The organism is Halomonas lysinitropha (assembly GCF_902500215.1).
GTDB lineage: Bacteria > Pseudomonadota > Gammaproteobacteria > Pseudomonadales > Halomonadaceae > Halomonas > Halomonas lysinitropha.
The window spans coordinates 43,136-68,866 of sequence record NZ_CABVOU010000021.1; the positions used below are offsets into that span (position 1 = coordinate 43,136).

The 25,731-nt window shown below is 61.4% G+C and carries 24 protein-coding genes; 2 read left to right on the forward strand and 22 right to left on the reverse strand.

Features of this window, described 5'->3' with window-relative positions; genetic code table 11:
* Positions 1-872 precede the first annotated feature (872 nt).
* The 10 genes from cas6 to HALO32_RS03485 form a co-directional block, all read right to left on the reverse strand.
* Entirely contained in the window at positions 873-1,853 is a 981-nt protein-coding gene (gene cas6 / locus HALO32_RS03440; protein ID WP_151442405.1) for a CRISPR system precrRNA processing endoribonuclease RAMP protein Cas6, read from the reverse strand.
* Positions 1,850-3,031, reverse strand: coding sequence for a type III-B CRISPR module RAMP protein Cmr6 (gene cmr6, locus HALO32_RS03445; RefSeq protein WP_151442406.1), 1,182 nt, complete (start codon positions 3,029-3,031; stop codon positions 1,850-1,852). The genes cas6 and cmr6 overlap by 4 nt, the downstream gene beginning before the upstream one ends.
* A gap of 37 nt (positions 3,032-3,068) precedes the next feature.
* On the reverse strand, positions 3,069-3,581 hold the full coding sequence (gene cmr5 / locus HALO32_RS03450) for a type III-B CRISPR module-associated protein Cmr5 (protein ID WP_151442407.1): 513 nt from the start codon (positions 3,579-3,581) through the stop codon (positions 3,069-3,071).
* Positions 3,578-4,468 carry a type III-B CRISPR module RAMP protein Cmr4 gene (gene cmr4, locus HALO32_RS03455; protein WP_151442408.1) on the reverse strand — a complete coding sequence of 297 codons (891 nt, stop codon included), beginning with the start codon at positions 4,466-4,468 and terminating at the stop codon, positions 3,578-3,580. Before cmr4 ends, cmr5 begins: the two co-directional genes overlap by 4 nt.
* Before the next feature lie 75 nt (positions 4,469-4,543).
* On the reverse strand, positions 4,544-5,725 hold the full coding sequence (locus HALO32_RS03460; RefSeq protein WP_151442409.1) for a type III-B CRISPR module-associated Cmr3 family protein: 1,182 nt from the start codon (positions 5,723-5,725) through the stop codon (positions 4,544-4,546).
* Complete coding sequence (gene cas10 / locus HALO32_RS03465; protein WP_151442410.1) at positions 5,722-7,710, reverse strand: type III-B CRISPR-associated protein Cas10/Cmr2; 1,989 nt, start codon at positions 7,708-7,710, stop codon at positions 5,722-5,724. Before cas10 ends, HALO32_RS03460 begins: the two co-directional genes overlap by 4 nt.
* Positions 7,707-8,972: a type III-B CRISPR module RAMP protein Cmr1 gene (cmr1, locus tag HALO32_RS03470; RefSeq protein ID WP_192576424.1), complete on the reverse strand. Its 1,266-nt coding sequence runs from the start codon at positions 8,970-8,972 to the stop codon at positions 7,707-7,709. Before cmr1 ends, cas10 begins: the two co-directional genes overlap by 4 nt.
* Positions 8,973-9,022: 50 nt before the next feature.
* Positions 9,023-10,246 (reverse strand): CRISPR-associated ring nuclease Csm6, encoded by a 1,224-nt coding sequence (gene csm6, locus HALO32_RS03475; RefSeq protein ID WP_192576425.1) that lies wholly within the window; start codon positions 10,244-10,246, stop codon positions 9,023-9,025.
* A gap of 81 nt (positions 10,247-10,327) precedes the next feature.
* A complete protein-coding gene (locus HALO32_RS03480) occupies positions 10,328-10,561 on the reverse strand; it encodes a hypothetical protein (protein ID WP_151442413.1) in 234 nt (77 codons plus the stop codon).
* 1,615 nt (positions 10,562-12,176) lie between these two features.
* Positions 12,177-13,331: a hypothetical protein gene (locus HALO32_RS03485; protein WP_151442414.1), complete on the reverse strand. Its 1,155-nt coding sequence runs from the start codon at positions 13,329-13,331 to the stop codon at positions 12,177-12,179.
* A gap of 77 nt (positions 13,332-13,408) precedes the next feature.
* On the opposite strand from HALO32_RS03485, the gene csx16 reads away from it, so the two are divergent.
* Both csx16 and HALO32_RS03495 read left to right on the forward strand, forming a co-directional pair.
* Positions 13,409-13,789, forward strand: coding sequence for a CRISPR-associated protein Csx16 (gene csx16, locus HALO32_RS03490; RefSeq protein WP_225809714.1), 381 nt, complete (start codon positions 13,409-13,411; stop codon positions 13,787-13,789).
* Positions 13,790-13,851: 62 nt separating this feature from the next.
* Positions 13,852-15,111, forward strand: a complete 1,260-nt coding sequence (locus tag HALO32_RS03495; protein WP_151442415.1) for a Card1-like endonuclease domain-containing protein — start codon at positions 13,852-13,854, stop codon at positions 15,109-15,111.
* A gap of 323 nt (positions 15,112-15,434) precedes the next feature.
* Here the strand turns inward: HALO32_RS03495 and HALO32_RS03500 are convergent, their stop codons facing one another.
* The 12 genes from HALO32_RS03500 to HALO32_RS03550 all read right to left on the reverse strand — a co-directional run bounded on the left by HALO32_RS03500 (position 15,435) and on the right by HALO32_RS03550 (position 25,672).
* The gene (locus HALO32_RS03500; RefSeq protein ID WP_151442416.1) at positions 15,435-17,390 is read right to left on the reverse strand and encodes a DUF927 domain-containing protein; all 1,956 of its coding nucleotides are present in this window, start codon (positions 17,388-17,390) and stop codon (positions 15,435-15,437) included.
* On the reverse strand, positions 17,387-17,719 hold the full coding sequence (locus HALO32_RS03505) for a hypothetical protein (RefSeq protein ID WP_151442417.1): 333 nt from the start codon (positions 17,717-17,719) through the stop codon (positions 17,387-17,389). Before HALO32_RS03505 ends, HALO32_RS03500 begins: the two co-directional genes overlap by 4 nt.
* Positions 17,716-18,015, reverse strand: coding sequence for a hypothetical protein (locus HALO32_RS03510; protein WP_151442418.1), 300 nt, complete (start codon positions 18,013-18,015; stop codon positions 17,716-17,718). Before HALO32_RS03510 ends, HALO32_RS03505 begins: the two co-directional genes overlap by 4 nt.
* Positions 18,016-18,107: 92 nt before the next feature.
* Positions 18,108-19,121, reverse strand: coding sequence for a hypothetical protein (locus HALO32_RS03515; RefSeq protein WP_151442419.1), 1,014 nt, complete (start codon positions 19,119-19,121; stop codon positions 18,108-18,110).
* Between the two features lie 160 nt (positions 19,122-19,281).
* Positions 19,282-19,872, reverse strand: a complete 591-nt coding sequence (locus tag HALO32_RS03520) for a tyrosine-type recombinase/integrase (protein ID WP_225809716.1) — start codon at positions 19,870-19,872, stop codon at positions 19,282-19,284.
* Entirely contained in the window at positions 19,838-20,716 is an 879-nt protein-coding gene (gene istB, locus HALO32_RS03525; protein WP_151442420.1) for an IS21-like element helper ATPase IstB, read from the reverse strand. Before istB ends, HALO32_RS03520 begins: the two co-directional genes overlap by 35 nt.
* Entirely contained in the window at positions 20,713-22,227 is a 1,515-nt protein-coding gene (gene istA, locus HALO32_RS03530; RefSeq protein ID WP_151442421.1) for an IS21 family transposase, read from the reverse strand. Before istA ends, istB begins: the two co-directional genes overlap by 4 nt.
* 191 nt (positions 22,228-22,418) lie before the next feature.
* Positions 22,419-22,877: a site-specific integrase gene (locus HALO32_RS18065; RefSeq protein ID WP_225809718.1), complete on the reverse strand. Its 459-nt coding sequence runs from the start codon at positions 22,875-22,877 to the stop codon at positions 22,419-22,421.
* Positions 22,874-23,368, reverse strand: coding sequence for an Arm DNA-binding domain-containing protein (locus tag HALO32_RS18070; protein ID WP_225809720.1), 495 nt, complete (start codon positions 23,366-23,368; stop codon positions 22,874-22,876). Before HALO32_RS18070 ends, HALO32_RS18065 begins: the two co-directional genes overlap by 4 nt.
* 451 nt (positions 23,369-23,819) lie before the next feature.
* The gene (locus tag HALO32_RS03540; RefSeq protein WP_151442422.1) at positions 23,820-24,383 is read right to left on the reverse strand and encodes a PIN domain-containing protein; all 564 of its coding nucleotides are present in this window, start codon (positions 24,381-24,383) and stop codon (positions 23,820-23,822) included.
* Positions 24,383-24,835: a helix-turn-helix domain-containing protein gene (locus HALO32_RS03545; protein ID WP_151442423.1), complete on the reverse strand. Its 453-nt coding sequence runs from the start codon at positions 24,833-24,835 to the stop codon at positions 24,383-24,385. The genes HALO32_RS03540 and HALO32_RS03545 overlap by 1 nt, the downstream gene beginning before the upstream one ends.
* Before the next feature lie 384 nt (positions 24,836-25,219).
* A complete protein-coding gene (locus tag HALO32_RS03550) occupies positions 25,220-25,672 on the reverse strand; it encodes a universal stress protein (protein WP_151442424.1) in 453 nt (150 codons plus the stop codon).
* Between the last annotated feature and the right edge of the window lie 59 nt (positions 25,673-25,731).

The following is a 25,731-nucleotide window of genomic DNA, read 5'->3' on the forward strand; positions in this document are numbered from 1 at the left end:
TCGCTGCTAAGCGGTCTTAATCCCTTAGAGATCAGGGAAGGCTTCGGAGCCAGCACGCCAAGCTGGTCGACTCCGAGTAACCGTCTTAATCCCTTGGAGATCAGGGAAGGCTTTGGAGTGCGAGCATGGCGACAAGTCTCCCTTGGAGCAAGTCTTAATCCCTTGGAGATCAGGGAAGGCTTTGGAGGACAACAGGTTCGTCAACGCCGTCGCCGACGTGTCTTAATCCCTTGGAGATCAGGGAAGGGGTCGAAGGATAATATCGAACTGAGCTTTAGTACGGGGACACGTCTTAATCCCTTGGAGTTCAGGGAAGGGTTCGGAGGGAGCTCACCGAGCAAGCCAAGAAGCCTGACCTGTCTTAATCCCTTGGAGTTCAGGGAAGGGTTCGGAGCACCTATCATCGCCTAATAGCCAGGAGCACAACGTCTTAATCCCTTGGAGTTCAGGGAAGGGTTCGGAGGGTACACACTGTCTGCAGTGTCTTGATACGTCTGTCTTAATCCCTTGGAGTTCAGGGAAGGGTTCGGAGCGCGGAGAACTACCGTGACGAGCTCAGAGCAGGTCTTAATCCCTTGGAGTTCAGGGAAGGGTTCGGAGGCATCAGCTTGTCATGTCGGTCATGCCGATCGGTCTTAATCCCTTGGAGTTCAGGGAAGGGTTCGGAGTCCAACTTCAAAAATATCTCAAGGTTTTCAAATGGTTACCTTGTGCTCAAGGGTGGTCGTTTTTTAACCAAAAAGTTGGCTAATTTATGACCAGCTGCTTGCAACAAGATCCCATATGATAACGTTTCTCGTTATTAAAGAGCATGTTGCCTTAACAGGAATCCTGAGCCGAGGTGCGATGCAGGTCAAGGTAAGGTGTCCGGATCAAGAGGTGGTACATTCCTCAGCCATATCATTGGTTGCCTGCTGGACAGCCTGGTCAGTTTGCTCCAATCGATACTGCCCCAGTCCGAAACTGGTGTTCTTACCGAGGTGGGTATATTGGCCCAGCCACAGCCAGGGGAGCCACTGGTCAAGAGATCCCGAGAGCTGCAACGTACCCACCAAGCCATTGAGACTCATGGCCTGTCGCTGTCGGCTAGAGTAGCGCTGCCACTGCTGCATCCGGGTTGTCTCGGTGAGTTCGAGGTCTTCCGGGATCGTAGGTCGCTTCCATGTCGCGCCCCAGTAGCTGCCGGCATAGAGCTCGATCTTTCGCGCCAGGGCATGCAACACGATAGGCCCAGTGAGCTCGCTGCCTTGGCGGAGTTTACCGCCCGACTGGATGCGGGTGGGTGACAGCAGCTCCATGGTCACCTCGCGTCCTGATGTGAGCGCCGGAATACTCAAGTGCGCCTCGTGTGGGACCACGCGGGGCGAATGCTCATGGAAGATTGTCTGGACATCGCCGTTTGGCGAGAGCCATTCAACCTGCTCGAGCCGGCACCGCGCCTTGCCCTTGCCGAGCCCCTGGGTCGCTGCCCGTTGCCAGGCCATGATGATGACGGACAACTGGTCGATAGCTGAGCCGAACAGCACCATGTGGAAGCTCCAGGACTCCCCGGCGGCAAGCTGGCGGTTTTGCTGATTATCGGCTTCCAAGATATAGGGAGCGGGAATATCGGGAAATCGCGACTGTTCCGGCCCGGGGCGCGGCTCGAACAGCGCCGGATACCGGCAAGCATCACGCATCGGGCACTCACCGCAATGGGGCAGGTCGGTCAGACAGCTAACCGATTTCAGGCCATGGCCGAAGGCACCGCGCAGCATGGAGCCGGGGTACTCGGCCACCATCAGCGGCGCCTCGGTCCTGAGGGTAAACCGGTAGCGAGCGATGGGCAGGCTGTCGGACAGGGCAAGGCTCATTCGTCAACCAGTAGTTCGTTGATCAAGGGCTTCATCTCCTTCTGACGGTTCTTGCTGCCGTACGTCTTGAAGAAGCCGCGGGCGAAATTGGCCAGGGCCAGTCGGTCCTCTTTCGGCCACTCCTTGGCTGCCTTCAGGGCCTCACCAATTTGACGGTGGAAGTCGGCGCCGCTGCCGGCTTGCTGGTTGGCGGGCAACTCGGCCTGTTGCTGCAGCTCCAGCAGAAGGCGTCGCGACTCGCTCAATGAGGCCAGGGCGCTCTGTTCAGCACGTTCGGCTTCCTCGCGTGCCCGCTCCTGGCGACGTTTGTCCTGAGTCCTCTGCTGCTCTTCATCGAGCTCGACGAAGGCGCCATACCCGGCAGCGGTCCTGGCCCCGGCGCCCAGGTTGGCAAGCGCGGCCTCGAGGGCTTGCTTCGCCACCTCGACCAGCGGCTCGTCCGCCTTGCTGCGCGGTGCCACGGCGAACTGCAACACAATACTGCGCGCCACCAGAAAGGGCACCGGGATCGGCGCGTGCCAGTCGGCCGGGACAGTCTCGGCTCGTCCAGGCTGGGCGGCACCCTGCTCGTACCATTTGCCCATGTGCGGCGTCATGGTGTCGAGGGTGAGGCTGACCGGCTCCAGCGGCAAGGCATCGAAGAAGATGACCCGGCCGGCCACCAGCTCGGGTTCGCCGGCGAAGCTTTGCGCTGACAAGGGATCCTTGTCGTCGCTGCCGAAGAGTTGCTTGCGAATCTCAGCGGGATAGTCGTTGAGCTCCAGCCAGGCTCGAGCGAGACCCTTCACCGCACTGCCCGGCAGATAGGGCGTTCCGAGTACCGGGTGCCAACTGAGTCCGTTCTCGACCGGGTGCGGGCTGCCCAGGCCCGTGGCGAAATGCCAGCTGGATTGCCGGGCAAAGGTCACGCCCCCCAGGCTCTCGGCGAGACTCGCCAAGCGTTCGGTCTGGCGCTGCAAGGCAGGCGCGTAACCGACACAGCTACTGCCCTCGCTCCGGCGCTGCTCATTGCCATGATGGCCTAGCAGAGAATGCAGGAAATCCCGTTTGCCCGTGTCCTCGACGCTCCAGTTTTGTGAATACTGGTTGAAGAAACGCTCGAACCAGAGGCCGGCATGGCCCTCCACGGGGCGCGTGCTCTGCGCGTCGCGGCTGTGGCCGTCGTAGAGTGGGATCATCGGCAGCCCCCTTGCAGCGGATCGTTATCGTGGCATGTCATTCCGGCACCTCATCGTCCTTGACCAGTGCCTCGGCAAACTTTTTCGCCCAGCGCAGCAGCGCCTGGGTCTCCGCCTGAGCATGGCGATAACATTGCTGGTTCTCCGCAGTGATGGCCGTCAACAGCGCCGGTGTAGTCTGGGCGTGGGCGGCAAAGAGGGGCGTCCCCGTCGTTTGCTGGTGCTCATGGGGGCCGCACAGCCAGGTTTCCACGAGGCCATACACTGCCTGGTAAGCGGCCGACTTGCTGCGCTTGGCATAATAGAACGCCATGGCCTGACCGAAGCCATTCACCTGGATCATGCCGGGCAGGCGCCGAGTGAAGCTCTTCAGCTCGCTTTGCTTGATGTCACCGTTGGCCTGGGCCGACTGTATCCAGGCCAGGGCATGGGCGGCTCGGGCCTGCTCGACCAGCTGGTGGGGGCTGGTCTTGCCACTTGCCTTGTCAGCCTCAGCGGGGCCTTGTGAAGCACCACTCTTGCGCGTGACGCTGACCTGTCGAATGCTCATGCCATCGCCTCCTTCACCACCTCAACACGACACCACCCCATCCCCACGGTCTCGTTGCCGCCCACCTGCAGCCAGGGTCGCTCGATGAACAAGCCGTCGAGCAGTTCCGACATCAGTGCATCAGCACTCTTGTCGATGGCGTCATAGCGCGAGGGTTGGGCACTCAAGCAGACATACAGCACGGTCTCCGGAGACAGGTTTTCCTCGTACCATAGCGCCCCCGCCGCCACCGTCTTAGTCTCGCTGTCCAGCCGGATATGCGGCTGCATCGGCAGCGCACTGCGGCACAGGTGGCGGAAGCTATCGTCGTCGACCAGTGTGAGCTGTTGCCTGAGTTCCTTCTGATAATCCTCCTTGCCGCAGAGGCGCTCGAACACATCGAGCCAACCGGCAAGATCCGCCACAACCTGGCTGAAGCGGAATTCTTCGAGGTAGAGTTCTTCACCGCCTGACTGGCTTTTGGCCACTAGCGCCTGCTCGCTCTCGACTTCCGGCACCGCGGGAAGGGCCTCTACCAGACCCAGGCGCTGAAGATCGCGACCCAGACGCCGCAGCAGGGAGGGACAGGTTACCCAGCGAAAATGGCTGGTCAGCGAACGCACTGGCAAGAGCGCCAGCCGGGCATCACTGACCAGCAGACTGCCGGCATGCACCGAGGCGTTGGCCGTGTCCGGCCCGAACACGGCCTGGGCCAGCTTGGCGTCGAGGCCGTTGCCCTCGGCGTGGGCCCGCAAGGCGCCCTTCACGGAAGAGCCGAAGACGCACGGCCAGTCACTATGGGCCTCCCGCTGGATAGGTAAGTCGATGACGTCATCGGCACTACCAGAGCCCGCATGCAAGGGGGTCTGTGCCGTCAAGCCGAGTAAGCGATGAGAAAGCTGAGACATGGTGTTCTCCTGGTCTCCGCCCGGTGTCCGGCCCGGGCGATTGAAATCGTATAGAGGGGGCAGCCGAAAGATGATTCAGGGATTGGGGTCGGGCCAGTCAATGGCCGACGCCAGTATTCGCCCCTTGCCCCAGTCACCGTCAGCGCCAATCTGGGAACCGTTCAGCCGCTCGAGGGCTTGCCCCATGGGGGTATCGTCGCGAATCTCGCAAAACAACACAGTGCCCGGCGCCAGGTAGCTGCGCACGGGACGTGGGCGACGAAGGCGCTGATCCCAGCCGCCCTCGCGGAAGGCGCGAGGACGACAACTTGACACCAGGCGCAGCGCCACTCCCTCAATGTCGCCCTCCCAGACATCCAGGCCATCCGCAGTGGTTATGGGCATGAAACCGGGCAAGCCGCTGCTGGCATCAGCTTCGGCAATCAGGGCTGGCGCAATCAGCCAGAGCGCCAGGCGCTCGCCCTTGCCGTGCACGGACTCGGGTAACGGAAGGCGCGCTTCCTCGCTCAAGTTGACACTAGCCATACGCCCTTCCCCGCCCAGGCGCAGCGTCTGCTGTGATGTGGCATCGCGGATCACGGTTCCAGGTACCCCGCTCACCCAGGCCTCGACGCAGGTCGATTCGTCGCGCAGGCGCAGGTGGCGGGTCTGGTACAACAACCCCGGCTTTACCGTGCCACTGCGATTGTCGCGACCAATGCCCAGGCGAGGCTCTTCCTCGACCAGAGCGTCCAGTGTCACGATCTGCTCGACCGTCGGCACGCCACCCTCGAGCCAGGTCATCATCCCCTCGGCAGTCAACCAGGCGCCCTCCACCACCTTGCTGCCTAAAGGGGTACCGGCCGCCACCGTGGGCAATGCTACCCGGCCCAGGTCGGATTCCACCGCACTACCCGGCACCAGCCGCGATACCTGAACCTTGCCGTCATGCTCACCGAGCATCACATCGGCAGGACACGGCCACAGGGTCTCGCCACCATGGCGCAGCACTACCACCGCCAGAGATAATTCACCCAGGTGGTCGGCATCACCGAGGAGCGACTGCAGTGACGGTTGCGCTTCCCCCCTGGAGAAGGCGCTCCAGTCCACCCCGAGTTGATCGCCAAGCCACGTCCGTATTGCACCCATCAGGGTGCGTGCCGGCGGTGGAAACACACTGGAGAGTTCACTGACCCCCACCGCATCGTGGGCGCGGGTTTCGCGGAAGAACCAGCTGTCGACAGCATGGAACCGCCAGCAGGTCAGTTGCTTGCTCATCGCTCGATCCTCCCTTCCCGGGCCAGAAAACGTACCAACTTGAAGGTGTCGGGATTCAGGCTGGCCGAGGCCTTCAACTGGCTGCGACCGGCACTATCCAACTGCCGAGTAACCGGCACCGCCTGTTCCAGGAGGTCATGAACCAGCTGGTCGAGGGCCGCATCGCCGAAGTGCTTGAGCTCGAGCCCCGAGTGCAACAGTTCGGCGCGCACCAGGCTTGCCAGCAGGCCGCGCTGCGCCCCGTCTTCCATGAGCAAGGGTAAGCGCTCGCCCAGTGCCCGCACCCGGAACAAAAATTTGTTGGTGAAGCGTGCCTCGTCCTGCTCGCGGAAGCGTCGGGCGATGCGTTCGATAGCAAGCTCCTGCGAGGCGCCGTCATGGCGCAGTGCCGTCTCCCAGGGCTGGGCCCACGTCAGGTGTATACCACCCGGCTGCCAGACCCTTACGGCAATGGCATCGCGCCCGGTCGCCTCCTTGGCTACCTCGTCCAGCAGGGCATGGGCATCCTGCAGAACGCCGGTCAGAGGGCGCCGGATATGACAATAGAGCAACGCCCCAGAGAGAGACGTGGTGATCGACAGCGATGCCTTGCTCGCCTCTGTCTGGAAGCAATCCGCATAGAAGTCGCGAAGCGTCGCCGCGCAGGACAAAGCCTCGGTCACCGGTAGCAGCGCCAGCACGTCGTCACCTCCGGCGTAGACCAGAAAGCCGTGATGGGCAGCGACCCGCTCGGGGACACCCTGGGTGAAGGCGTTCAAGGCTCGCGAGATGGGGCGCTGCTTGCTCGGCTCACTGAGCTGGCTCCCCAGGCTGTCGCCATCCATCATCAAGATGGCATAGAAGGGGGCGGGTTCACCCAGGCCTGAGGCGTGTCGCAGCATGTTCAGGCCGCTCTGCAAGCGCTCCACGTCATGGCTGGCCAATTCGCTGTCGTCGAAGCGTTGCGGGTTCTCCAGTACTGACGAGAAGAAGATCGAGGGGTCCACCCCGGCCAGCCTTGGCGCCATGTCCGCCTGCTGCAGGGCCTCTCCGAGGCCGGGCAGTATCGAGGCCGCCTCTGGTCGACCCAACGCCGCTTCACCACGCTCGAACTGCTCGCGTAACGCCGTGGCCACCTCCGGATCGTCTCGGCCAGCGGCCAGCAGCTTCATCAACCAGGGCAGCGCGGCCAAATGCATGACCGATGGCACGCTAAAGGCCAGCTCCCACCCCTTGAGGGTTGGTGCATCGGTCCGATCGTTCAGGCGATGGCTAAAAGCGGGGAAATGGCGCACGAAGCGGCGCTTGATGAATGCCAGTGCCGAGAGTATTTCCCCTTCTCTCAGGTCAGTATCACCCGCCTTCATTGCCTGACGCAGCGGTTGCCAGAACGCCTTGAGACGTTCGGCATCCGGAAACGATTGGCCGGAAAGCTCTTGTTGGGCGGCCATCATCATGCAGGTGATGCCACCCTCCTCCGCTGGCCAGTGGCTGCGCCAGTTCTTGCGACGCTCGAGTAATTGCTCGGCCGACGCGTCATTGGTCACTACCCAGTTAATCTCCCAGAACCGGTTCACCTGGCGCTGCCAGATCTCTCGAGTGGCCTGATACTGGGTGTCGCCCATGGCCTGGAGAAAGGGCTCCAGATCGGTCTTCCAGACATGCTCGGCCAGGGCTTCCCAGGCTCGCGTCACCTCGGCTACCACGCGGCCGGCTTCGAAATCCTGGTCAACCCTGGCGCCCAGGGCCTTGAAGCGGTTGGGCAGGCTGCCTTGCTGGGGGGGATGACTCGTCGCCTCGCCACACATTGCCGCCAGGAAATCCTGGTCAGGCTCCGGGAACTGTACCTCGCCTCCTTGATGCTTGACGGCTTGCATGGCGACGCCGGCCAGCCATGACAGAAGGAAAGAGCCTGCCCAGAAATCCCGAGTGCGCCTTGCCTGAGCCACGAAGCCCTGCACAGGGCCCAAGGTGAGATGGAAATAGCGTTCGTTACCATCGCTCATGCCTGCGCCTCCCGGGGTTGTTGGGTTGAAGGGGACAACAGGGTGCTGCGCTGTTCGAAGCGATCAAGCAAACCGTGCAGGACCGACCAGTCGATGTCTTTAGTGGATAGGGGCAGGATTTCAGGCCGCCCCTTACCTGCTTTGAACTTGAGGCCAGACTCAGTGGCTGGTAAGAAAACCGCCGGCATCACCAATTGCGTGGCCAGACATTCGCCACTGGGCAGTTGGTGGACATGGATGAATAAAGGCGAGGCGCGTCGATCACCCGAGCTCTGAGTCGAAATATCCAACTTAGCCCCGTCACTGGAGAAGAAGTAATTATGAGGTAAGCCAAAAATAACCCTCTCCGGCGCTCTGAGGGGTTTCTCTCCCTTAGCTACTCGATGCATCTGATCATGATCGTCACTGAAATTCTTTTCGGCGGGCTGACCATTGACCATGTCGTTACGCCCAAAGCCGCGATAGAGCTGCATTTCGTTGCCCAGGTACTCCAACAAGGGGGAGGGAGCATCGCCTTGAAGAGAAATATCTAGCCGAGTCAGACCGGAGAAGGCGGTAAAGGGAGGAAGTGAATTCCCTTCCAGCGGCAGGTTCCCTAGCAGCCCTGAAATAACCTGCCGATACGCCTCGGCAGTCTGCGGAGCCTGCAAGGCACCGCCTTTCAAAGCCTGCAGGCTGACCGACCCCAACCCCTTGCGTGCTCGTGACCCTTGCCCGCCCAGCAGGCCGAAGACCAGCAGCGCCTCCTCCAAGCTCTGCCACTGGGCGTCGGTTGGGCCGTTGCGACCGGGTCGGCCAATCAGGACCAAGGTAAAGCAACCTCCGGGCTGTATGGCACTGCGCTTAACACCCCCTTTCGGTGGTTTACCCGGTTGAAATAGGCCCAAGCCTAGAAGGTAAGGCAATGAGGACTTTTCTGTTATATGAGGCCGGCCAACCTCAACATCAGCGCTCTCCACGCGCAGCGTTACCCTGGCCTGGCCGCCCACCTCGTGGCCCTGGGCATCCTTCTTCGCCGCCAGGCCGAAGAGCTCCGCCTCCTCATGATGCAGGCGCTTCAGCGCCGTCGCCCCCTCCTCTTGATAAAGGCGCGGCCACTGCAGGGCACGCCACCAGAAGCGCAGGGCACCCTTGAGGGATGGTGGGCGAATGGAAGCAGCCTGCTGGGTCGCATCGCCGATGAACATGGGCGTGGTGACCAGGAACTGCGCCTCCAGTCGCCGCTGCCGGCCCGTGGGAACGGGGGGTAAGGGTGTGGACATGGGTACTCCCTGCATAGCGTTGTCGTTCTGCCTGGCGTGGCGGTCGGCCATCAATCGACCCGTCGAATCTGGCCGGGCGACAGGTTGATGGCATAGCCGCCACCGCGGGTGCGTTTGCCCCTATGCTCGCCGCTCCGGGAATCGAACATCTGCTCGATCTTCAGGTAGCTGGCAAGAGCCTCCGGCAGCGCCTCCTTGAGGCGGCGATTGATACGATAGGTCACCTGGCTGACGTCCAGTCCGAGCCACATGCTCGACTCGAAGTCGCCGAGGCGGATGCCTGCGGCTTCCAGGGTGGCCTCGTGACCATCGAGCCAGTCGCGGACCTGTGCCCGGTAGTCATCGGGGTGGTCGAGTGGCAGCCCCAAGCTGTGGCTGAGCTGAATCAGCATTTGCCAGCCCAGGGCATGACCGCCATCTTCCTCGGTGGCGAGCCGACGCAGGCTGCCATCGAGTTGGCGAGTTGCCTCGGCGACGATCTGGTACCAGCTCCAGTCGAAGCGGCTGGAAAACGTGATCGACTCCACCCACCGCTGCTGCTCGAAGATGTCCAGGCGCATGGCGGCGTCGTGAAGCTCGATGCGGATCTCCTGGGGATGCGTGCCGAGGTTGATCAGATCCACCAGCTTGCGAAAGCTGACGCCCTCCCCCTGGCTACGCAGCATGTCGGGCAGCTGGTCACGCTGACGAATGAAGGGGATGTCGGCCAGGCTGACACGCGCATCGCGGGCGTCCAGGACGTTGCCAAAGCGGTCATGGATCTCGCGCGGCTCACGGGTCGGATAGTAGAAGTCAGGCAGGCCTTCGTAGCCTTCGCTGACCAGCACGTGGGACATGCGGTCCTGGGGTCGGCCGAACAGGCTCATGGCGTAGCCGAGATAGAAGGTCATGGTCTTGCGGCCGCCGGCTATCGAGGCGTGCACCACGCTTGCGTCGTCAGCGGTGAGCTGGCGCACGGTGTCCATGATGAAATCGGCCAGGGCCTCGTGATCCTCGAGGGTACGTGCATCGTCCACGGGACAGCCGTTGGCATCGGGCACCATCAGGATCTCGACGTTGTCACGGTTGAGGGTCGGTCTGCCCAGCTCGCGGCAGAGAGCCGCCAGGTGGCCCTCGTCGAACAGGCCACGGCTGACAACGTCGGCCCCCTTGCGGGTGGTGATGATCTTCACCCTGTCCGGCCAAGGCGCCTCTCTCTCGGCAAGGCCGTAGAGGGTTTCGGTCACTACCTGAGGAGTCATGCCGGTGACGGCGACCAAGACTTGCGCTGACATCGACGCTCCCTGTCGAAAATCTTGTATGTGCAAACCCACCCTACGCCCATTCCGTGCTGCGGACATCAGTTGCCATCCCCTTCAATAGTCATAGCCTTCCTGCCAGTCCTCGTGCTCTGCCAGGGCGGTCAGCATGTCGTCGGCACAGCCGGAAAGGTTCATCAAGCCACCCGTGTCGTCATGCTCAAAGTTCTCACTGCCCTCGTAGCCGTAGCCGGTGTTGTTGCTCACCACCTGCTTCTCATCGGCCCAGAACGGCACATAGGGCATGACTGAAGGAGAAGGAGGAAAATCGTCATCATGTTCGTCGGCCATGGTGTGCCCCTTGTTATTCGAACTGGCATTAGCCTAGCCCGAGGCAGCACGTCCATGGCCGTACGCAAATTTTCGCTGCCGTGACCTTACCTGATTTAGAGCCGATTCAGCCGCCTCAAAGGCATCTTGCAGAACATGGTCTAATCCGAGCACAATTTGAGGCGTTTCATGGAACTTTGTATTATTCGAAAGTGCAAATATAGAAATCACAAACTCCACCAAGATCCCCGCTCTTAATCTCCGGATGACTCGGGAAAGTTTCTTCGATTGAAGTGGATCCACGCATCCTCCGCTGCGAGTGTCGCACTATGCCGGATAGTGCCACACCACTGTCCCCGGACAGCCCGATAACTCCGACCGTTGATCGTAAGGATGTTCTGCACCGTGTATCCCTTGGGTAATTTTAGCCCTACGACTGGGCGATCGTGGTGGTATCCCATATCGTCTCTCCAGTGTTCAATAAGGAAAAGGTACTGACGATAAATCCCTTGGAGATCAGGGAAAGGTTCCGAGCAAGGCCCACGCCGAGGCGTATGAGCAGGAAACGTCTTAATCCCTTGGAGGTCAGGGAAAGGTTACGAGGCCTACTGCGCGTATCACCATGTTGCTCACGGGTCTTAATCCCTTGGAAGTCAGGGAAAGGTTCCGAGCAGCAAGGCGCGCAAAGGCTCCGGGCCGAAAACGTCTTAATCCCTTGGAGATCAGGGAAAGGTTCCGAGATTTTCCGCAGACCCTGACCGAATGGCGCAACGTCTTAATCCCTTGGAGATCAGGGAAAGGTTCCGAGCAAGCTCGCTCGTGCCGCGTGGTGGCGTGCGTAGTCTTAATCCCTTGGAGATCAGGGAACGGTCCCGAGAACCGCATTGGAGAATCATCATGGCTTTTGAATGTCTTAATCCCTTGGAGATCAGGGAAAGGTTACGAGGAGTACAACGCGGCGCTGGAAGCCGTCCAGGCGTCTTAATCCCTTAGAGGTCAGGGAAAGGTTCCGAGGGAAAATCGTATCCAGATGAAGCGGTTGAAGGAGTCTTAATCCCTGGAGGATCAGGGAAAGTTTCCGAGCGAGACCCGTGGCGCTGCCGGTGGCCCGCCGCTGTCTTAATCCCTTGAGGGTCAGGAAAAGGTTCCGAGCGAACAGCGACAGCAAGACGATCAAAGGGCAGGTCTTAATCCCTTGGAGATCAGGGAAAGGTTCCGAGCCCTGCTCGTCAGCCTATGCGGCGGATATTGGGTGTCTTAATCCCTTGGAGATCAGGGAAAGCTTCCGAGTGCCCCGATGGTCACGTTCCCGCTCGAAGGCGAGTCTTAATGCCTTGGGGTTCAGGAAAGTTGAGAAAACATCCTACCCGGTAAATTATCTTGTTTTTAAAGAGCCAGTTGCCTCATCAATTATCCTGAGCCGGCATAGCCAGCAGGTCAATACGAGACGCGCTTTCTTTAACTACGCACGACTGTATGGGCAGGTTCCTCGCCAAAGTCAGTCAGGCCATCTGCTACCTGTTCCCGGTCAACTTGCGATGCTCCCCTGTCTGGCAAAAAATCCGATTTCTGGTAGCCCTCTGCGAGCCCTCGCAGGGTTCGCCGACAACGACGCCGATGACCTTCGCCGCTGATGTCATAGGCAAGCAGCCAGGTCAGCAACGCCACCGGCTCCCGTTATGCCGGAAAGCGTGGCCACCACCTGCCTGTGCAGCGTCTCTCTTCCTTCCAGGCAGAGCAGGTCGTTGAAGTCGGTCGGCCGGTGCTCGAGGCTGCCGGCAGCGAAGACGGGGCCACAAAGTCTGTCGCCGGGCTGCATGGCCGCCCGGGCTTTATCCATGCCGACATTTCCTGCCCGAGGTTTCCAGACATCCTGGTCGTGAAAAAAGACAACGGGGCCTTGGAGGCTTTGCCGAACGCTGGCCAGGTTGCCGGCATGCAGGGCCACGCGGATCTCTCCCGGCCAGACCAGCGCCAGGCTCAGGCCCGTGACCAGCCCCTCGCAGATGGCGGTGGGCAGCTGTCTGGCGGCTTGGCGACCGCCCTGGGCGCGTATCGTCACGTAGCTGCCGACACTGGCCCCCTCATGAGGTAGACAAAGCCGCTTGAGATCGCCGCGAAAAGCGTCTCGCGAATCGAGATGCAGCAGCTGGTAGCCGACGAGGCCATTCTTGGCATGCTGCAGCGCAGCCATCACGGTGCCGCCCCGAAAGTTGCTCTTCACGCGCAGATCGATACGCGCCAGCAATGCCTCATTAGCCTGGCCGGCGAGGCGCCTGTCCAACCAGGGGTGGTGCGCCATCATCGGCAAGGCGCGCTCCCAATGGTCACTCCATCGCCGAAAGCGAACCTGTCGCTCGGCATCCTCACGACGCCGCTGCTCCACTGCGTACCCCGGGTCACGCATCACCAGGGGCGAGACACCTACCGCGCCGGAGCCACCGGCGAGGTGGCCGCGCCACCAGCGAAAGCCGTTGAAGTCGCGAACGACCCCGCCATGCTTGAAGGTGGAAAAGCGCAGGAACGGCCACTCGTCTCCCCCCGGCAGACGATTGATATGCAGCAAGACACTGCAGCTATGGCGGTAGGCCTTGTCGATCACCGGCACCTCGCGCCCCTTGAGCAGACAGCCTGGCGCCGGCAAACAGCCACGCAGCGCCTCCGCGTCGATCCCCACTTCTGCCGCACAGGCCACGACGTCCTGCCAGGCCATGGCCAGCAGTTCGACGGAGCTGGGCATCGCCACGAAATGGTTTGTGGATGAACCAGAGGCTGCCGTCTTGCCGGTCATGGACGCCTCCTGGGCGTGACTGAAGGAAGACGTCATCTTGCCGGCACGAGTCGCCAAGATGCGGAGGACAAATTTTCGTGGCGCACACACGTTTCAGCGCCGAGCAGAATGGCGCCATCTCGCCACCTTTCGCTGCCGACGGAGACGACATGGACGTGACCACCTTCTTTGTCAGCCGTCACCCCGGGGCCCTTGAGTGGCTGCTCCAGCAGGGCATCGACGTGGACCACTACCACGTCCATCTCGATCCGCGGGAAGTCACCGCCGGCGACATCGTCATCGGCACGCTGCCGATCCACATCGCTGCGGACATCACCGCCAAGGGAGCCGACTACTGGCACCTCAGCCTGAACCTCCCGGTGGAGCTGAGAGGTTGTGAGTTGACGGCGGAATTGATGGCTCACTACGGGGCACGGTTAGAACGCTTCGGTATTCTTCGGCTATCCGATAGGCTGTGAACACACGCGGCCTCTATGGGCCGACAGACGGACGCGCCGAATTTCAGCAAAGGACCCACCACATGCCCCAGTTGCACATCACCCTGGTGACCGGCCGACCCGAGGCCAATCTGATCCCCCTGCTGCAACTTAAGCCCGAGCGAGTCTGCCTGGTGGCCAGTGAGCGAATGACCGAGGCCGCGGAGAGGCTTCACCTGCTGCTGAAGGATCAGTTGCCTGCCGGCACCGACATTCAAGTCAGGAAGGGACTGCCGGACACCGAGCCGCAGGCCATCAGTCAGTACGCCTTTGCCCTGGCTGATGAATTGGAGGCCAGCAAGTCCGCCGATCCTGGGCTGGCGATCACCTATGACCTGACCGGGGGCACCAAGCTGATGGCGCTGCTCTTCCAGGAGGCGATGCGCTGTTGTGACGCCGAGATGATCTACACGAACTCGGATACCGGCTGCATCTATCATATGGGTGCCGAACTGCAGCCGGACAGCTTTCGCAGCGAGGCAATCGAGTCGGTGCTGGATGCCAATCTCTACCTGCACGCCAATGGCAAGCGCCTCCTGCGGAGCGCCTCGGATGAAGCTGCATGGCAGGAACAGGCGCGTTCCCGCAAGGCCCTGACCAAGCACCTTGCCCGCCATGCAGCCGAGCTCGATGGCCTGACCGGCCAGCTCAACTACTTGATCCAGGTATCACAAGGTGACAAGCCGGCGGTCATCCTTGAGGGCGACCGTCAGACGGGCCCACGACTCAATGACCAGGGCTGGCAGCAAAGCCTTTCTCATCCGCCGGGTGGGGACTGGAAGAAGGCGCTGACGCTGATGAATGAGGTCGGCGTGCTGGAGTGGTCACCATCGGCTCCCCGGGAGCTGCGTTTTCCATTCCTGGATGGTGCCCTCTATCTCAGCGGGGGCTGGCTTGAGGAGTATGCCTGGCACTGCGCGCGAGATGCCGGCCTCGAGGACGTGCACTGCAGCGCACAGATCCTCGACGAAACCGGCCGCAAGAGCGATGTGCGCAACGAGTTTGACTGCCTGGTGGTACACCGTAATCGCATGCTGATCTTCGAGTGCAAGACCGCAAGGATGAAGGTCGAAGAGCGCGACCAGCAGGTGCTCCACAAGCTCAACAGCCTGACGGAGCAGTCGGCCGGCCTCTACGGCACCCGTGTTCTGCTGACCTCCGGCACCTTCGGTAGCAAGGAGCACCGCGACACTAACCTCAAGCGGGCGCAAAGCATGCAGGTCAAGGTCACGGAGGGCGCGGACCTCAAACAGCTGCCGGAGCGGATCAAGGGCTGGATGGAAACGGGAAAATGGTTCGTTTGATCAAGGCAACATGAGCCGACGGATCAACTGCAACTGCTCTCATCGCTGTCGTGATTCGGCGCTCTAGTCGCCCCACAGCCCCGCCAATCAAGCTGCTGAACGTTGTCGAACACCCGCTCCAGCGGCTCCACCTCATAGGCGGCAGCCCTGGACGTGTTGGATTCTGAATCGCCCCGCCTCTGATGCTGGTGTCCCGCCTGTCCCCTATGTCCCGATGGCTCAGTCACGGGGGGTCAGGCGGGACATGAGCGGGACCAGGGGCCGTAACCCCTGTCCCGCTTGCCGCAGAAAAGCCACTAAGCAGGTCATCAAAACAAGATGACTCACTCAGATGCCTCCACGTCATCAATTGGGCGGATCGCATACACGCGGGCGCGCCTGCCATCAATCCGCATGCGCACCGACCGAACACCCTCTTCTCGCTCGGCAATCCAGCCGGCAGTCTCCAGGGCGTCCAGCCCGCGGCGCAGGTCGAAACCATCCAGCGCTTCGCGCATGGCGGTGTTATTGAACAGATAGACCCGCCCCTTGTCTTCATCGCGCCACCAGCCAGCGCGATCACGTACCGGTACTGAGTTGCTTTTCAAGCTGCTGAACCGGGCGTCTCCGTGTCGCTCGATGAAACTGCGCACCTTGTCCAGAATTTGCTCGTGCTCGGTCTGCACGCTTCCCTGCCCGGCCTTCCAGGCGGTGAAAGCCTGGATGGCTGCCGCCAGCGCCTCACCCTCCTTCCAGCCGGTCAGCCCATACCGCGTGGCCTGCTCGCCGGCCAGGGCGATCAGTGCTAGCGTCTTGGCGGCACGACCTTGCAATCGGGTCGTGGCGGTGAAATCAGGATCTCGAGCGAAACGGTCCACCTCGCCGGCCAAGTCGATGTCATCGTGTACCAGTTGCTCGATGAAGGCGGGCCCAACATGGCCGTAGTGGTAGTCCACCTGGCTCTGGAGATGGTCCGCGAAGGCGCGGCCATCCGCCAGGTGATGCAGATTGTCGAAGGCCCCGTGCTGGCGCTTGGCCGGGACATCCAGCAGGCGAATGCTCTGTCCAGCCTTGGGGCGTTTCCCTGCCTCGCTCATGTGGGCAGCCAGGGTGTGCTCGCCGCTACTCAAAAGGGCGATACGCCAGCGGTGTGGGCGCCGGACGGTACCGCTGCGGCTGGCGCGTGTCTTGCCGGTGCCATTGAACAATGCGTAGATGGTCGCGCCGATCTCCCCGCCATCGGCTTCGCCTATCTCGTCCAGCACCAGGGCGGTATCACTCAGCGCCGCGGCGATACCTTCCAACCCATTGCCGGTCGCTCGCCAGGTACGCATGAAGTCGGGACCGCCCCAGACGCTCGCCGCCACCTTCAGCGCCGTGGTCTTGCCATTGGACGAGTCCCCCACCAGATGGATGCCGGCAGAATGGCGATGGACCAGCTCCAGTAACGGCCCAGCCAAGGCCGTGGAAACGGCCAGTACCAGAATCGGGTTGCCGCGACACAAGACACCGATCTTGTCGCGCCAGCAATCCAGGGTGCTGGCAGTCGCGAAATCGTCCTGGGTGGCGAATTCGGACTGGAAGGTGATGTCGCTCGCCAGGGTAGCTGGCGCAATGGTCCGCCTGGGCATCACGAAAGCACGCCCTTCCTCCAAGGTGTGCCAGCCGACACGGCTTGCCGCGATCACACTGTTCTCGGGGGTAGACCGGGCCAACCACTTGTTAAGCAGCTTCTGGGCGTCGGGGTTGATCCGAACCCCCATGTCCAGCAGTTCGCCGCGCAGTTCCTCGCCGCTACCCTTGAGTAACCTCAGCGGCATGGCCCACTGGCGCCAGGGGCCGTAGAGCGGCTTGAAGCGCAGCAGCAGGCCATGATTTTCGCCACGTTCATCGTGGGTCGCGGCCAAGCACTCGATGGGGCTGCATACCCACACATCATACGGCTCGGGGTCATGGCCACTCCTGGGCTGGCGCTGGCCGTGGTAGTACAGCCCCGGCAGCCCATACCGGGTGCGGGTCATATAAGTGGTGAAGGTCGGACGCCGGGGTTCCCTGACCCGCTCCGATGCGCCGTCGGCTTTCTGGTTAGGGTCCTCCTCATACCCCATCACGTTGTCGCTTACGGTGAAGGCTTCGTCCTGTGCGGGACAGAGCGCAGGTGCCTGTGGCCCGGTGGTGTCCCGGCTGTGAACCTTGTCCTTGCTGGGCCGGGACAGTCGGGACATCTGGGACATCTCGTTTGCGGTGGTGGTGAAATCGCCCATGCTGGCCACTCGCCCCATGTTTCCTAGCTTCTTCATGCCCGGCCCTCCTTCGCCTCGCGAATGGCGCTGCGAGCCGCGGCCCGCCAAGACCCCAGCAGCCGTGCGCAACGCGCAGCAATCGCCTTCTGGTCAGCCCTGGAGCAGCCGACAAGGGAAAGCAATTCCAGGACCCGCCTGATACGGTTGTACCGGCACCAATACGCGGCCTGGAAGAAGTGCGTCGGAATCGTGACACAGCGGCAGTGACGGCAATTCACGACGAACTGGCCACCCTGGCGGCGCAGGAAGATCTCCGCGGCCGCTTGCTGGATGACACGATGCGGGTTGTGAACCGGGAGCCGATCTTGTTCAGTAATAGAGTTCATGAGGATGCCCTCCCTGCTTCAGCGGTCGAGGCAACACTTTCCGCCGCCTCCAGCCACTCGAGTACGTCTTTCAGGCGATAGCGCACGGACCGGCCACGCTTAACGAATCGCGGTGCCGGACGACCGAGCAAGCTGCCGGTCGTGCGCGCCTTGCGCGCCGTGGGCGGCTGCGCGGGGATGAGATGGGGGAAGACGGCCGCTTCAGGCAGCTCGATCAGTGCGGGATCGAAGCCGTCGCGGTAGCGGGCCAATGCACTGGCCAGAATGTTGCTGGGATCGGTTTGCTTGGTGGTCATTGCAGCGCCTCCACGTGGCTCTTGTGGGTTGACGCTTGCAGGGTGGCTGATCCCCAGTCAGGTGGGTTGCAGGTGCGAAATGCACATTGCAATTATCGGCGCTTCTTGGCTTCCCACGCCTTGAGTGCATGGCTCACGACATCCTGCAGCTTTCGGTTGCCCATGTTCGTTACATCATCGGGCATCGAATCGAGCATGTCTTGAACGATGCGCGACATGTTTGGACGACCTCCATGCCAGTAACCATGGCCATGTTCGCTGGCATACAACTCCACCAACATGCCAAAGACTTCCAATAAGCGTTTTTCCTCGCCTTCGAAATCCTTTGTCGGGCCCAACTCTTCCAAGCTTTCAATGAAGCGATCAAGATTCTGACGTCGAACGACTATCTTGCTTTCTTTAGGCAAGCACTTGCTTTCGATCAAGTTATCAGCGCCTTTCGCATAATGGTCTAACATAAAATAACCCGAACTTACTTCGCATATTGCGTGCTTTGGTTCATTGATCTTGGCAGTAGGATCTTCATACAACGTACAGATGACGCTATCTCGCTCCACCCAAGCTGCTTCTTCTGGTTGAAAAAGTTCCAAAGTATATCCACCAATCATTTCTTGATACAGCTTCTTAACATCAGCACGTTCACCGGCCATCAACGGCAAATCCCACACCCCCTCAATCTCGAAAAAATCATTATGCCAACCTACATATCTATCACTATAAATTTCCGAGCGTAGCGGTATAACCCTCAAGGACCCTGTTTCTATCGCCTCCTTTAGCTCGCTATCAAAAGACATGATTTCATCTAACGTCCAACCAAGAACTTTCCATGCCTTTTCCTCAAGCCGCTCATCAAGAGTGCTTGTTGAATCTGATTTAACATCAGGAGGAACAAGCTTCACTTCTGTTCTCATCAGGCTGTCAAGTTGACCTCGCCTAGCGTAAGTCGGAGCTAGAAATAATACAGAGAGCTTCAAGTGTCGTTCCAACGCGAGCTGCAATACATCTTTGGGAGCCACTTGCTCTGATAGCAAAGCAGACAGATGCGAAGCGGCATCCTCAATCGTCAGCCACTCTTTTAAGCGATAAAGTTTTGTACTCATAGCCATTACGCGACTCCTGACACGCCCTTGGAGAAGCAGCTGGCAGGCTGGGTGGAATCGCAATGTTTCGAAGGTACTGCCATAGCCAGCTTGGATCATCGGGCTCACGAAATTGCGCAAGCTATTCGATTATCTTCCCCGGTGTATTGCCGTACGGCACCTCCTCTCAGCTTTTGGCCACATGGACGTCCTCAAGGAACTCCCTATTGGAGACATCTTGTGCCTCTGCTGCGACGATTGTTTCAGTGCTCAGCCTCGGCGCCCTTCGGGCGAATGCTTCAACGATGTCGCGCTTGTGGTCTGGGGCCAGGTGCGCATAGTGCGCGATGGTCGTCTGAATGTCAGCGTGGGCCATCAGCTTGGACACTGCCAATAGATCGGCGCCTGCCATGACCAGTTGTGACGCGAAGTTGTGCCGTAAGGTGTAGAGCTGCAAGTCATTGGGCAGACCACCGGACTTGCGAACAGCCGCCCAGGGCTTTTGCATCGCTGTCGGCGCCATTCGCTTGCCAGTGACCGGTGACGGGAACACCAGGTCGACCTTCGGTTCACCCTGCTGCTTCCACCAGCCCTTGAGCACGTCCACGGCCGCACCTGACAGAGGGAAGGTCTGCGGCTCGGGGCGCTTGTGGGCAGTTTTCTCGATGGTGTAGCGCGTCAATCTGTATGAGAAGCCAGCGACAATCTGGATGAGAAATCGGTGTCGCGGCCCTGCTCCTTTTTTAAGCTCCCTCCCCTGGTAGGCAAGCGGTGTCATTCGTGGCCGTGTCGCCCGTGTCGCTGAGCGACACGGAGTGGCTTGTCTTGAGTGTCGCGCATGTTGCCGGCCGTCCTTGCGAGCGCTTGGTCTCCATCGCGGTCCGGCGTCGATAGCTGTCGACGTTGAGCTCGAAGAGGGTGGCGTGGTGGACCAGGCGGTCGACGGCGGCCAACGTCATGGCGGGATCCGGGAAGATCTTGCCCCACTCGCCGAACGGCTGGTTGGCGGTGATCAGCAGCGAGCGTTGCTCGTAGCGGGCGCTGATCAGTTCGAACAAGACGCTGGTCTCGGCCTGGTCCTTGGCGACGTAGGCGAGGTCATCGAGGATCAGCAGATGGTACTTGTCGAGCTTGGCGATGGCGGCCTCGAGGGTGAGCTCCCGACGAGCCACCTGAAGCCGCTGCACCAGGTCGGTGGTGCGGGTGTAGAGCACTCGATAACCCGCCTCCACCAGGGCCAGGCCGATGGCCGCCGCCAGATGGCTCTTGCCCCCGCCGGGAGGGCCGAACAGGATCAGGTTGGCGCCTTCGTCGAGCCAGCGGTCGCCGCTGGTCAAGGCCCTCACCTGGGCCTGGGAGACCATCGGCACCGCGGTGAAGTCGAAGTTGTCGAGGGTCTTGCCCGGCGGCAGCCGGGCATCGGTCAAGTGGCGTTCGAGCCGGCGCCGGGCCCGCTCGGCAAGTTCGTGTTCGGCGAGCGTGGCCAGCAGCCTCGCTGCCGGCCACCCCTCCTGATCGGCCTGGTCGGCGAAGCGCGACCACACCGCCTTGATGGTGGGCAGGCGCAGGTCGGTGAGCATCAGGGTGAGCCGTGCGGCGTCGGTCGTCGAGGAAGGGTTCATGCCACCCCTCCCATCGCCGGGCGGTCCATCAGCGCGTCATAGATCCCCAGCGACACCAGTCGCACCTCGACGCGGGGCAGCTCGCTCGGGGAAGGACCGAAACGCGCTCGCAGCGCGTCGAGGTTCGGCAACTCGCCGGCCTCGAGCAGCCCCTCCAGGTGCTGCGCGAGGGCCGCTTCACAGCCCCGCTCGTGGGCCAAGGCCAGCAGGCCGACCATGCAGCGGCAGGCCGGCCGGGCCTCCCCGCCGGCAAGCAAGGCGTCGAAGGTGCGCCGATAGGCCTCCCGCGGGAACAGCTGGTCGCGGTAGACCAGGTTCAACAACGCCACCGGCTTGCGCCGCAGGGCATGAATGACGTGGTGGTAGTTGACGACATGGCCATGTCGGCCGCCACGCTGGGCGCGCCCGCGGGGCAGGGTCATCAGCGCGCTGCCACCGACGAACACGTCCAGGCGATCGTCATGCAGGCGCACCCGCAGCTGATGGCCAATCAGCCGGGACGGCACCGAGTAGAACACCTTGCGCAGCGTGAAGCCGCCGGAAGACGTCACCCGCACCCGAATCTCCTCGTAGTCCTGGCTACGTTGCCGGGGCAGCGGCTGCAGCGTGGTCCGTTCGGCGTCGATCCGAGGCTGATGCCGGGCGTTGCGCCGGCTGACCAGTTCATCGATGAAGGCCCGGTAGGCGGTCAGGTTATCGAAGTGGCGTGAGCCGCGCAGCAGCAAGGCATCGTGGATGGCGCGCTTGAGGTGGCCATGGGCACTCTCGATGCTGCCGTTCTCATGGGCCACGCCGGTGGTGTTGCGGGTCGGTACCATGCCGTAATCCCGGCATAGCGCCTCGTAGCGCAGGGTGAGGTCATCCTGGGCCGCCTGCCCGAGGTTGCGAAAGGCCGCCGACAGGCTGTCGGTGCGGTGCTCGCGTGGGGCGCCGCCGAGGGCCCACAAGGCGTTCTGCAGCCCCTCCGCCAGCGCGACGAAACTCTCGCCGCCCAGCACCACATGGGCGTGCTGGAAACCGCCATACACCATCCGGAAGTGATACAGGCGATGGTCCAGGGGCCCCTCGGCCACCGTGACCTGCAGGTCGGCCATATCAGTGAAGTCGGACAGGCCCATGTGCCCCGGTTCATGGGTCTGGCGAAAGATGACCTCCTGTTCGGGCCCATGCACCGCCCGCCAGGCGCGCACCCGGCGCTCCAGGGTCCGGCGGATGCCGTGGTCGAGCTCGGGATGGCGGCGCCGCAACTCCTCGAACACGGCGATCGACCGCAGTCCCGGGGCCGCCTCCAGCAGGGGCACCACCTCCTCGTCGAAGAGCCCAGCCAGTGGATCGGGTCGACGCCGGGTGCGGGGTGCCGCCGTCTGCGATGGCAACCGAGGGTCGTCCTCGAGGCGGTAGGCAGTGGCGGTGCTGAACGCGGCCTTGGCAGCGGCGGCGGTGGGACTATCACTACGGCGAAAAGTCATGTAAAGCCTCACTTGGTGATCGGTGACGTGTCGTCCCGGCACGGGGTGCTCCTCTTTGGCGAGAAGACCACTCTATGCCGGGTCGGCCGCGATCACCCGGCGGGGTTCCCGAAGGGGATCCCGCCGTCCTTCCCTCGTCGACGTCGTTCGGGCTACGCCCTCCCGACGTCGACAACCGAAGGTCTCGGCTTTCTCATCTTGATTGTCGCGGGACTCTCATCTTGATTGTCGCTCTATACGATGGTTTTGCGGATCGTGGCGAATGGCAGATTGACGTGCTCCCAGCGCAAACCGAACAAGTCACCTGGGCGAAAGCCGGTGTAGTACATCGTCAGGATCCACGGCACGACGTGATCGACATAAGGGACGCGATCGAGGTCGGTCAGATAGGCCTTGCCATGAGCGCGACTGCTGCGTCGCTGCTGGCGCTTCTCGTCCTGGTATGCCTCCAGCCCGGCGAACAGCGCCCTCACCTCCTCAGGTTCCAAATAGCGGCGCTCGGTGCCCTGCTCGGCCAGCTGTTCCTCCGTCAACGCCGGCTTCTGGAGATTGATACCCTCCAGCGGATTCGTCGGGATAACCTGGCGCTCGGCAGCATGACCCAGCAGCGTATAGAGAGCACCGAAGTCACGCTTCAAGGTGGAGAAGGCACGGGGCTTAACGTCTGATTCGTCATCTTGCGGTGCATTCACCCTTCCTGCTGGGCTTGCCAGCGCTCGACATCGGCACGCGTCAGACTGCCCATTGGCTTGTCGAGCCAGTCAGCAAACGCATAGCGGATGCGCCGCAGAGTGGCCGCTCCATCCTTCTTGCGGTTCTGGTAGGCGGTGTAGGGACCATCCAGATAGGCACGGAGGGTCTGCTGTTGCCGGCGCTTTTCTTCGGCCTTTGCCTCCTCCAGTACGGCTCGTGGGTCGCCGCCTTGGGTCACGATGGCCAACACCTCGCCGGCATCCTTGCGCGCCTGGGCGGCCGTCATGTTGCCGATGCCGTATCGGCCAAGGGTCAGCACACGGCGCTGGCCAGCCCGATTGTAGTAGGACACGCGCAGTGACAGGCCACGCTTGCCGGCGCGAACATGGTAGCCAGTTTGATCGGGGTCCCACACCTCGCCCCCTTCAGGAAGCTCTTTGGTGAGACGCTCCAATACCCTAGTCGTCAGCCGTTCTGTCTTTGTCGTCATACCCTTGGCCTCGTTTTCTAGGTTCCAAATAGGTTCCGGAGGTAGGTTAGAACAGGCAAAAACGGGCAACAAGCAGAAAACACTAATGTATTGTTAAAACGCTGTTTTTATTGATATATATGGCGGTATTTGTTTCTGTTAGCTTCTCCTCAAATATAGCGATCACGCCTTCGGGAGGCAGAGGTCGTAGGTTCGAATCCTGCTACTCCGACCAAAGAATTCAAAGGTTTAGGCCCATTTTCTCTCATACAGCCTGAGTCTCACGTGACCAGATAGTGACTCAATACCCTCGGCCATGCCGGGGGTTTTGCGTTTCTGATGGCTACGGCGGAACGCACGTTCTCCGGCGCCAGGTGTAACCGGCCATTCCGGCGCAACAGCTTAACAACTTCGTCAACGCCTTCCGCCCAAGGCTGAAAGCGATGGCCAAGTGAGGTCGGTCTGCTAGCCGTTACAGGACATCGATGAACTCCCGCAGCCTGTCGGCGGTGACGATCAGGCCACAGGCTGCCAGGGTATCGAGATACTCCTCGGCACTTTTCGGAGGCCTGCGCAAGCTGGCGCGGTGGCGATGGGCGGTCCTGAGCACCAGTCCCTCGTTCAGCTCGAACTGCTGTTCCAGGAAGGTATCGGGATGGACGGCCTCGATCCCGAAGCCGGCCAGGGTGTCGGCGGGAAAGTCCTTCAGATTGAAGGTGACGATCAGCTGGGCTCCAGCGCGAATGGCCGCGGCCAGAACATGACGGTCGTCAGGATCGGGGAGCTCAAGCGCCGGTATCAGCGGCTCGTGTCCGGTGACCAGGACATCCGGCACCGCTTGATTCATGAGTTCGACGGTTCGCGGTAGCGCTTCCGCCAGTTCGGGGCGCTTCTTGAGCAGGTTGCGCGTCCACTCGTCGTGGATCTGCTCGGTCCAGCGCGCCGCATAGAGCCCCGAGGTGGCCAGGCGCATCAACAGGTCCCGCAATGGCGCGGGGTAGAGCACACAGGCGTCGTAGACGACCACGAAGCGCATCAGTAGCCCATGTCCAGGTCCTGAGCCTGGTCGGCCAGCTCCTGTAGAGCGGCCTCGGAGGCCTCCTCCTGCTGGCGCTTGTAGGCCAGCAGATCCTGCAGGCGAATCCGGCGATGCGTGCCCACTCGGCTAAACGGAATCGCCCGCTCCTCAAGAAGCTTGACCAGATGCGGCCGCGAGACATTGAGCATGTTGGCGGCTTCCTGAGTCGTCACCTCGGCATGGGTAGGCAGGATGGTCACGGCATTGCCCTGGGCCATCTCGGTCAGCAGGTCGCGCAGCAGCACCAGCGCCTGACGGGGCAGCACCAGGTCCGCATCTTCAAGTTTGATATGCGCACGATCGCTCTCCGGCCGTTCACGGAGCAGTTGGCTAAGCTCGGTGGCACTGGCCCTGGCCAGGCGGGTGAGCTCGGCGTCATGGGGCACTGTATCTTGGGTAGCGGTGTTCATGGCATGACCTCCAGGCAGCCCGCTACTGCTGACTGCCGTCTCGTGTTCCATCGTTACTTCCCAGGCTATTCGAAATAAACAAAAGTCGCAATATCCGAAACGGGCTAATGATTACCAAACTGGTACGCTCAGGATTGTAAAATTCAAGCGGTGAGACACGGCATGGCAGGTCCCGAGGACATGGACGTCGAGAAGCCCTTTATCGGCCAGCTAGTGGGTCAGGGCTGGACTTCCTGGCCGGACTATGAGCAGATCAAGTCCTAGCCCGTCCAGCACGGAATCAAATTAGAGGAAATCTAGCCTCTGATATCGACCAAAATACTGGTAAAAAATGGCCACTCAGCTCATATGAGCAGTGGCCGTTTTTGTTGCAAAATCGTGAGCTCAGGTCACGGTAATGACGGTGCAATCGGCGGTGTGACTGACCTTGTGGGAGACGCTGCCGAACACCATGCCGCTTACGTCACTGACACCGCGGCTGCCCATGACGATGGCATCGACACCGAGCGCCTCGGCCTCCTTGACGATCAGTTCCGCCGGGCGGCCCTGACGGACCACCTCCTCGACCTCGATGTCAGCAAGATCGACCGCGGCGCGCGCCTTGTCGATCGCCTTCTGGGCCTCTTCCTTCATCCCGGCCGCCAGCTTCTCCCGATCCTCCTCGGTGAAGGGTTCGGGGGTGCCGCCGGTAAACAGGCCGAGGTTGTCCGGCGGGAACTCGGCCACGGTCATCAGATGCAGAGTGGCGGACGTGCCCCTCGCCAGCTGGGCAGCTACCTTGAGCGCGTGCTCGGCATGACGGGAACCGTCGACGGGAACGAGGATTGACTGGTACATGATATCTACCCTTCTAGTGACATACCGGGGTACCCCGCGGCACCCCTCTTACCTTAAGA

Bases quoted from the DNA above. Each gene is read 5' to 3' on its own strand.
- cas6 (WP_151442405.1), bottom strand. From the start codon at position 1,853: ATGAGCCTTGCCCTGTCCGACAGCCTGCCCATCGCTCGCTACCGGTTT.
- cmr6 (WP_151442406.1), bottom strand. From the start codon at position 3,031: ATGATCCCACTCTACGACGGCCACAGCCGCGACGCGCAGAGCACGCGC.
- cmr5 (WP_151442407.1), bottom strand. From the start codon at position 3,581: ATGAGCATTCGACAGGTCAGCGTCACGCGCAAGAGTGGTGCTTCACAA.
- cmr4 (WP_151442408.1), bottom strand. From the start codon at position 4,468: ATGTCTCAGCTTTCTCATCGCTTACTCGGCTTGACGGCACAGACCCCC.
- HALO32_RS03460 (WP_151442409.1), bottom strand. From the start codon at position 5,725: ATGAGCAAGCAACTGACCTGCTGGCGGTTCCATGCTGTCGACAGCTGG.
- cas10 (WP_151442410.1), bottom strand. From the start codon at position 7,710: ATGAGCGATGGTAACGAACGCTATTTCCATCTCACCTTGGGCCCTGTG.
- cmr1 (WP_192576424.1), bottom strand. From the start codon at position 8,972: ATGTCCACACCCTTACCCCCCGTTCCCACGGGCCGGCAGCGGCGACTG.
- csm6 (WP_192576425.1), bottom strand. From the start codon at position 10,246: ATGTCAGCGCAAGTCTTGGTCGCCGTCACCGGCATGACTCCTCAGGTA.
- HALO32_RS03480 (WP_151442413.1), bottom strand. From the start codon at position 10,561: ATGGCCGACGAACATGATGACGATTTTCCTCCTTCTCCTTCAGTCATG.
- HALO32_RS03485 (WP_151442414.1), bottom strand. From the start codon at position 13,331: ATGACCGGCAAGACGGCAGCCTCTGGTTCATCCACAAACCATTTCGTG.
- HALO32_RS03495 (WP_151442415.1), top strand. From the start codon at position 13,852: ATGCCCCAGTTGCACATCACCCTGGTGACCGGCCGACCCGAGGCCAAT.
- HALO32_RS03500 (WP_151442416.1), bottom strand. From the start codon at position 17,390: ATGAAGAAGCTAGGAAACATGGGGCGAGTGGCCAGCATGGGCGATTTC.
- HALO32_RS03505 (WP_151442417.1), bottom strand. From the start codon at position 17,719: ATGAACTCTATTACTGAACAAGATCGGCTCCCGGTTCACAACCCGCAT.
- HALO32_RS03510 (WP_151442418.1), bottom strand. From the start codon at position 18,015: ATGACCACCAAGCAAACCGATCCCAGCAACATTCTGGCCAGTGCATTG.
- HALO32_RS03515 (WP_151442419.1), bottom strand. From the start codon at position 19,121: ATGGCTATGAGTACAAAACTTTATCGCTTAAAAGAGTGGCTGACGATT.
- HALO32_RS03520 (WP_225809716.1), bottom strand. From the start codon at position 19,872: ATGACACCGCTTGCCTACCAGGGGAGGGAGCTTAAAAAAGGAGCAGGG.
- istB (WP_151442420.1), bottom strand. From the start codon at position 20,716: ATGAACCCTTCCTCGACGACCGACGCCGCACGGCTCACCCTGATGCTC.
- HALO32_RS18070 (WP_225809720.1), bottom strand. From the start codon at position 23,368: ATGACGACAAAGACAGAACGGCTGACGACTAGGGTATTGGAGCGTCTC.
- HALO32_RS03540 (WP_151442422.1), bottom strand. From the start codon at position 24,383: ATGCGCTTCGTGGTCGTCTACGACGCCTGTGTGCTCTACCCCGCGCCA.
- HALO32_RS03545 (WP_151442423.1), bottom strand. From the start codon at position 24,835: ATGAACACCGCTACCCAAGATACAGTGCCCCATGACGCCGAGCTCACC.
- HALO32_RS03550 (WP_151442424.1), bottom strand. From the start codon at position 25,672: ATGTACCAGTCAATCCTCGTTCCCGTCGACGGTTCCCGTCATGCCGAG.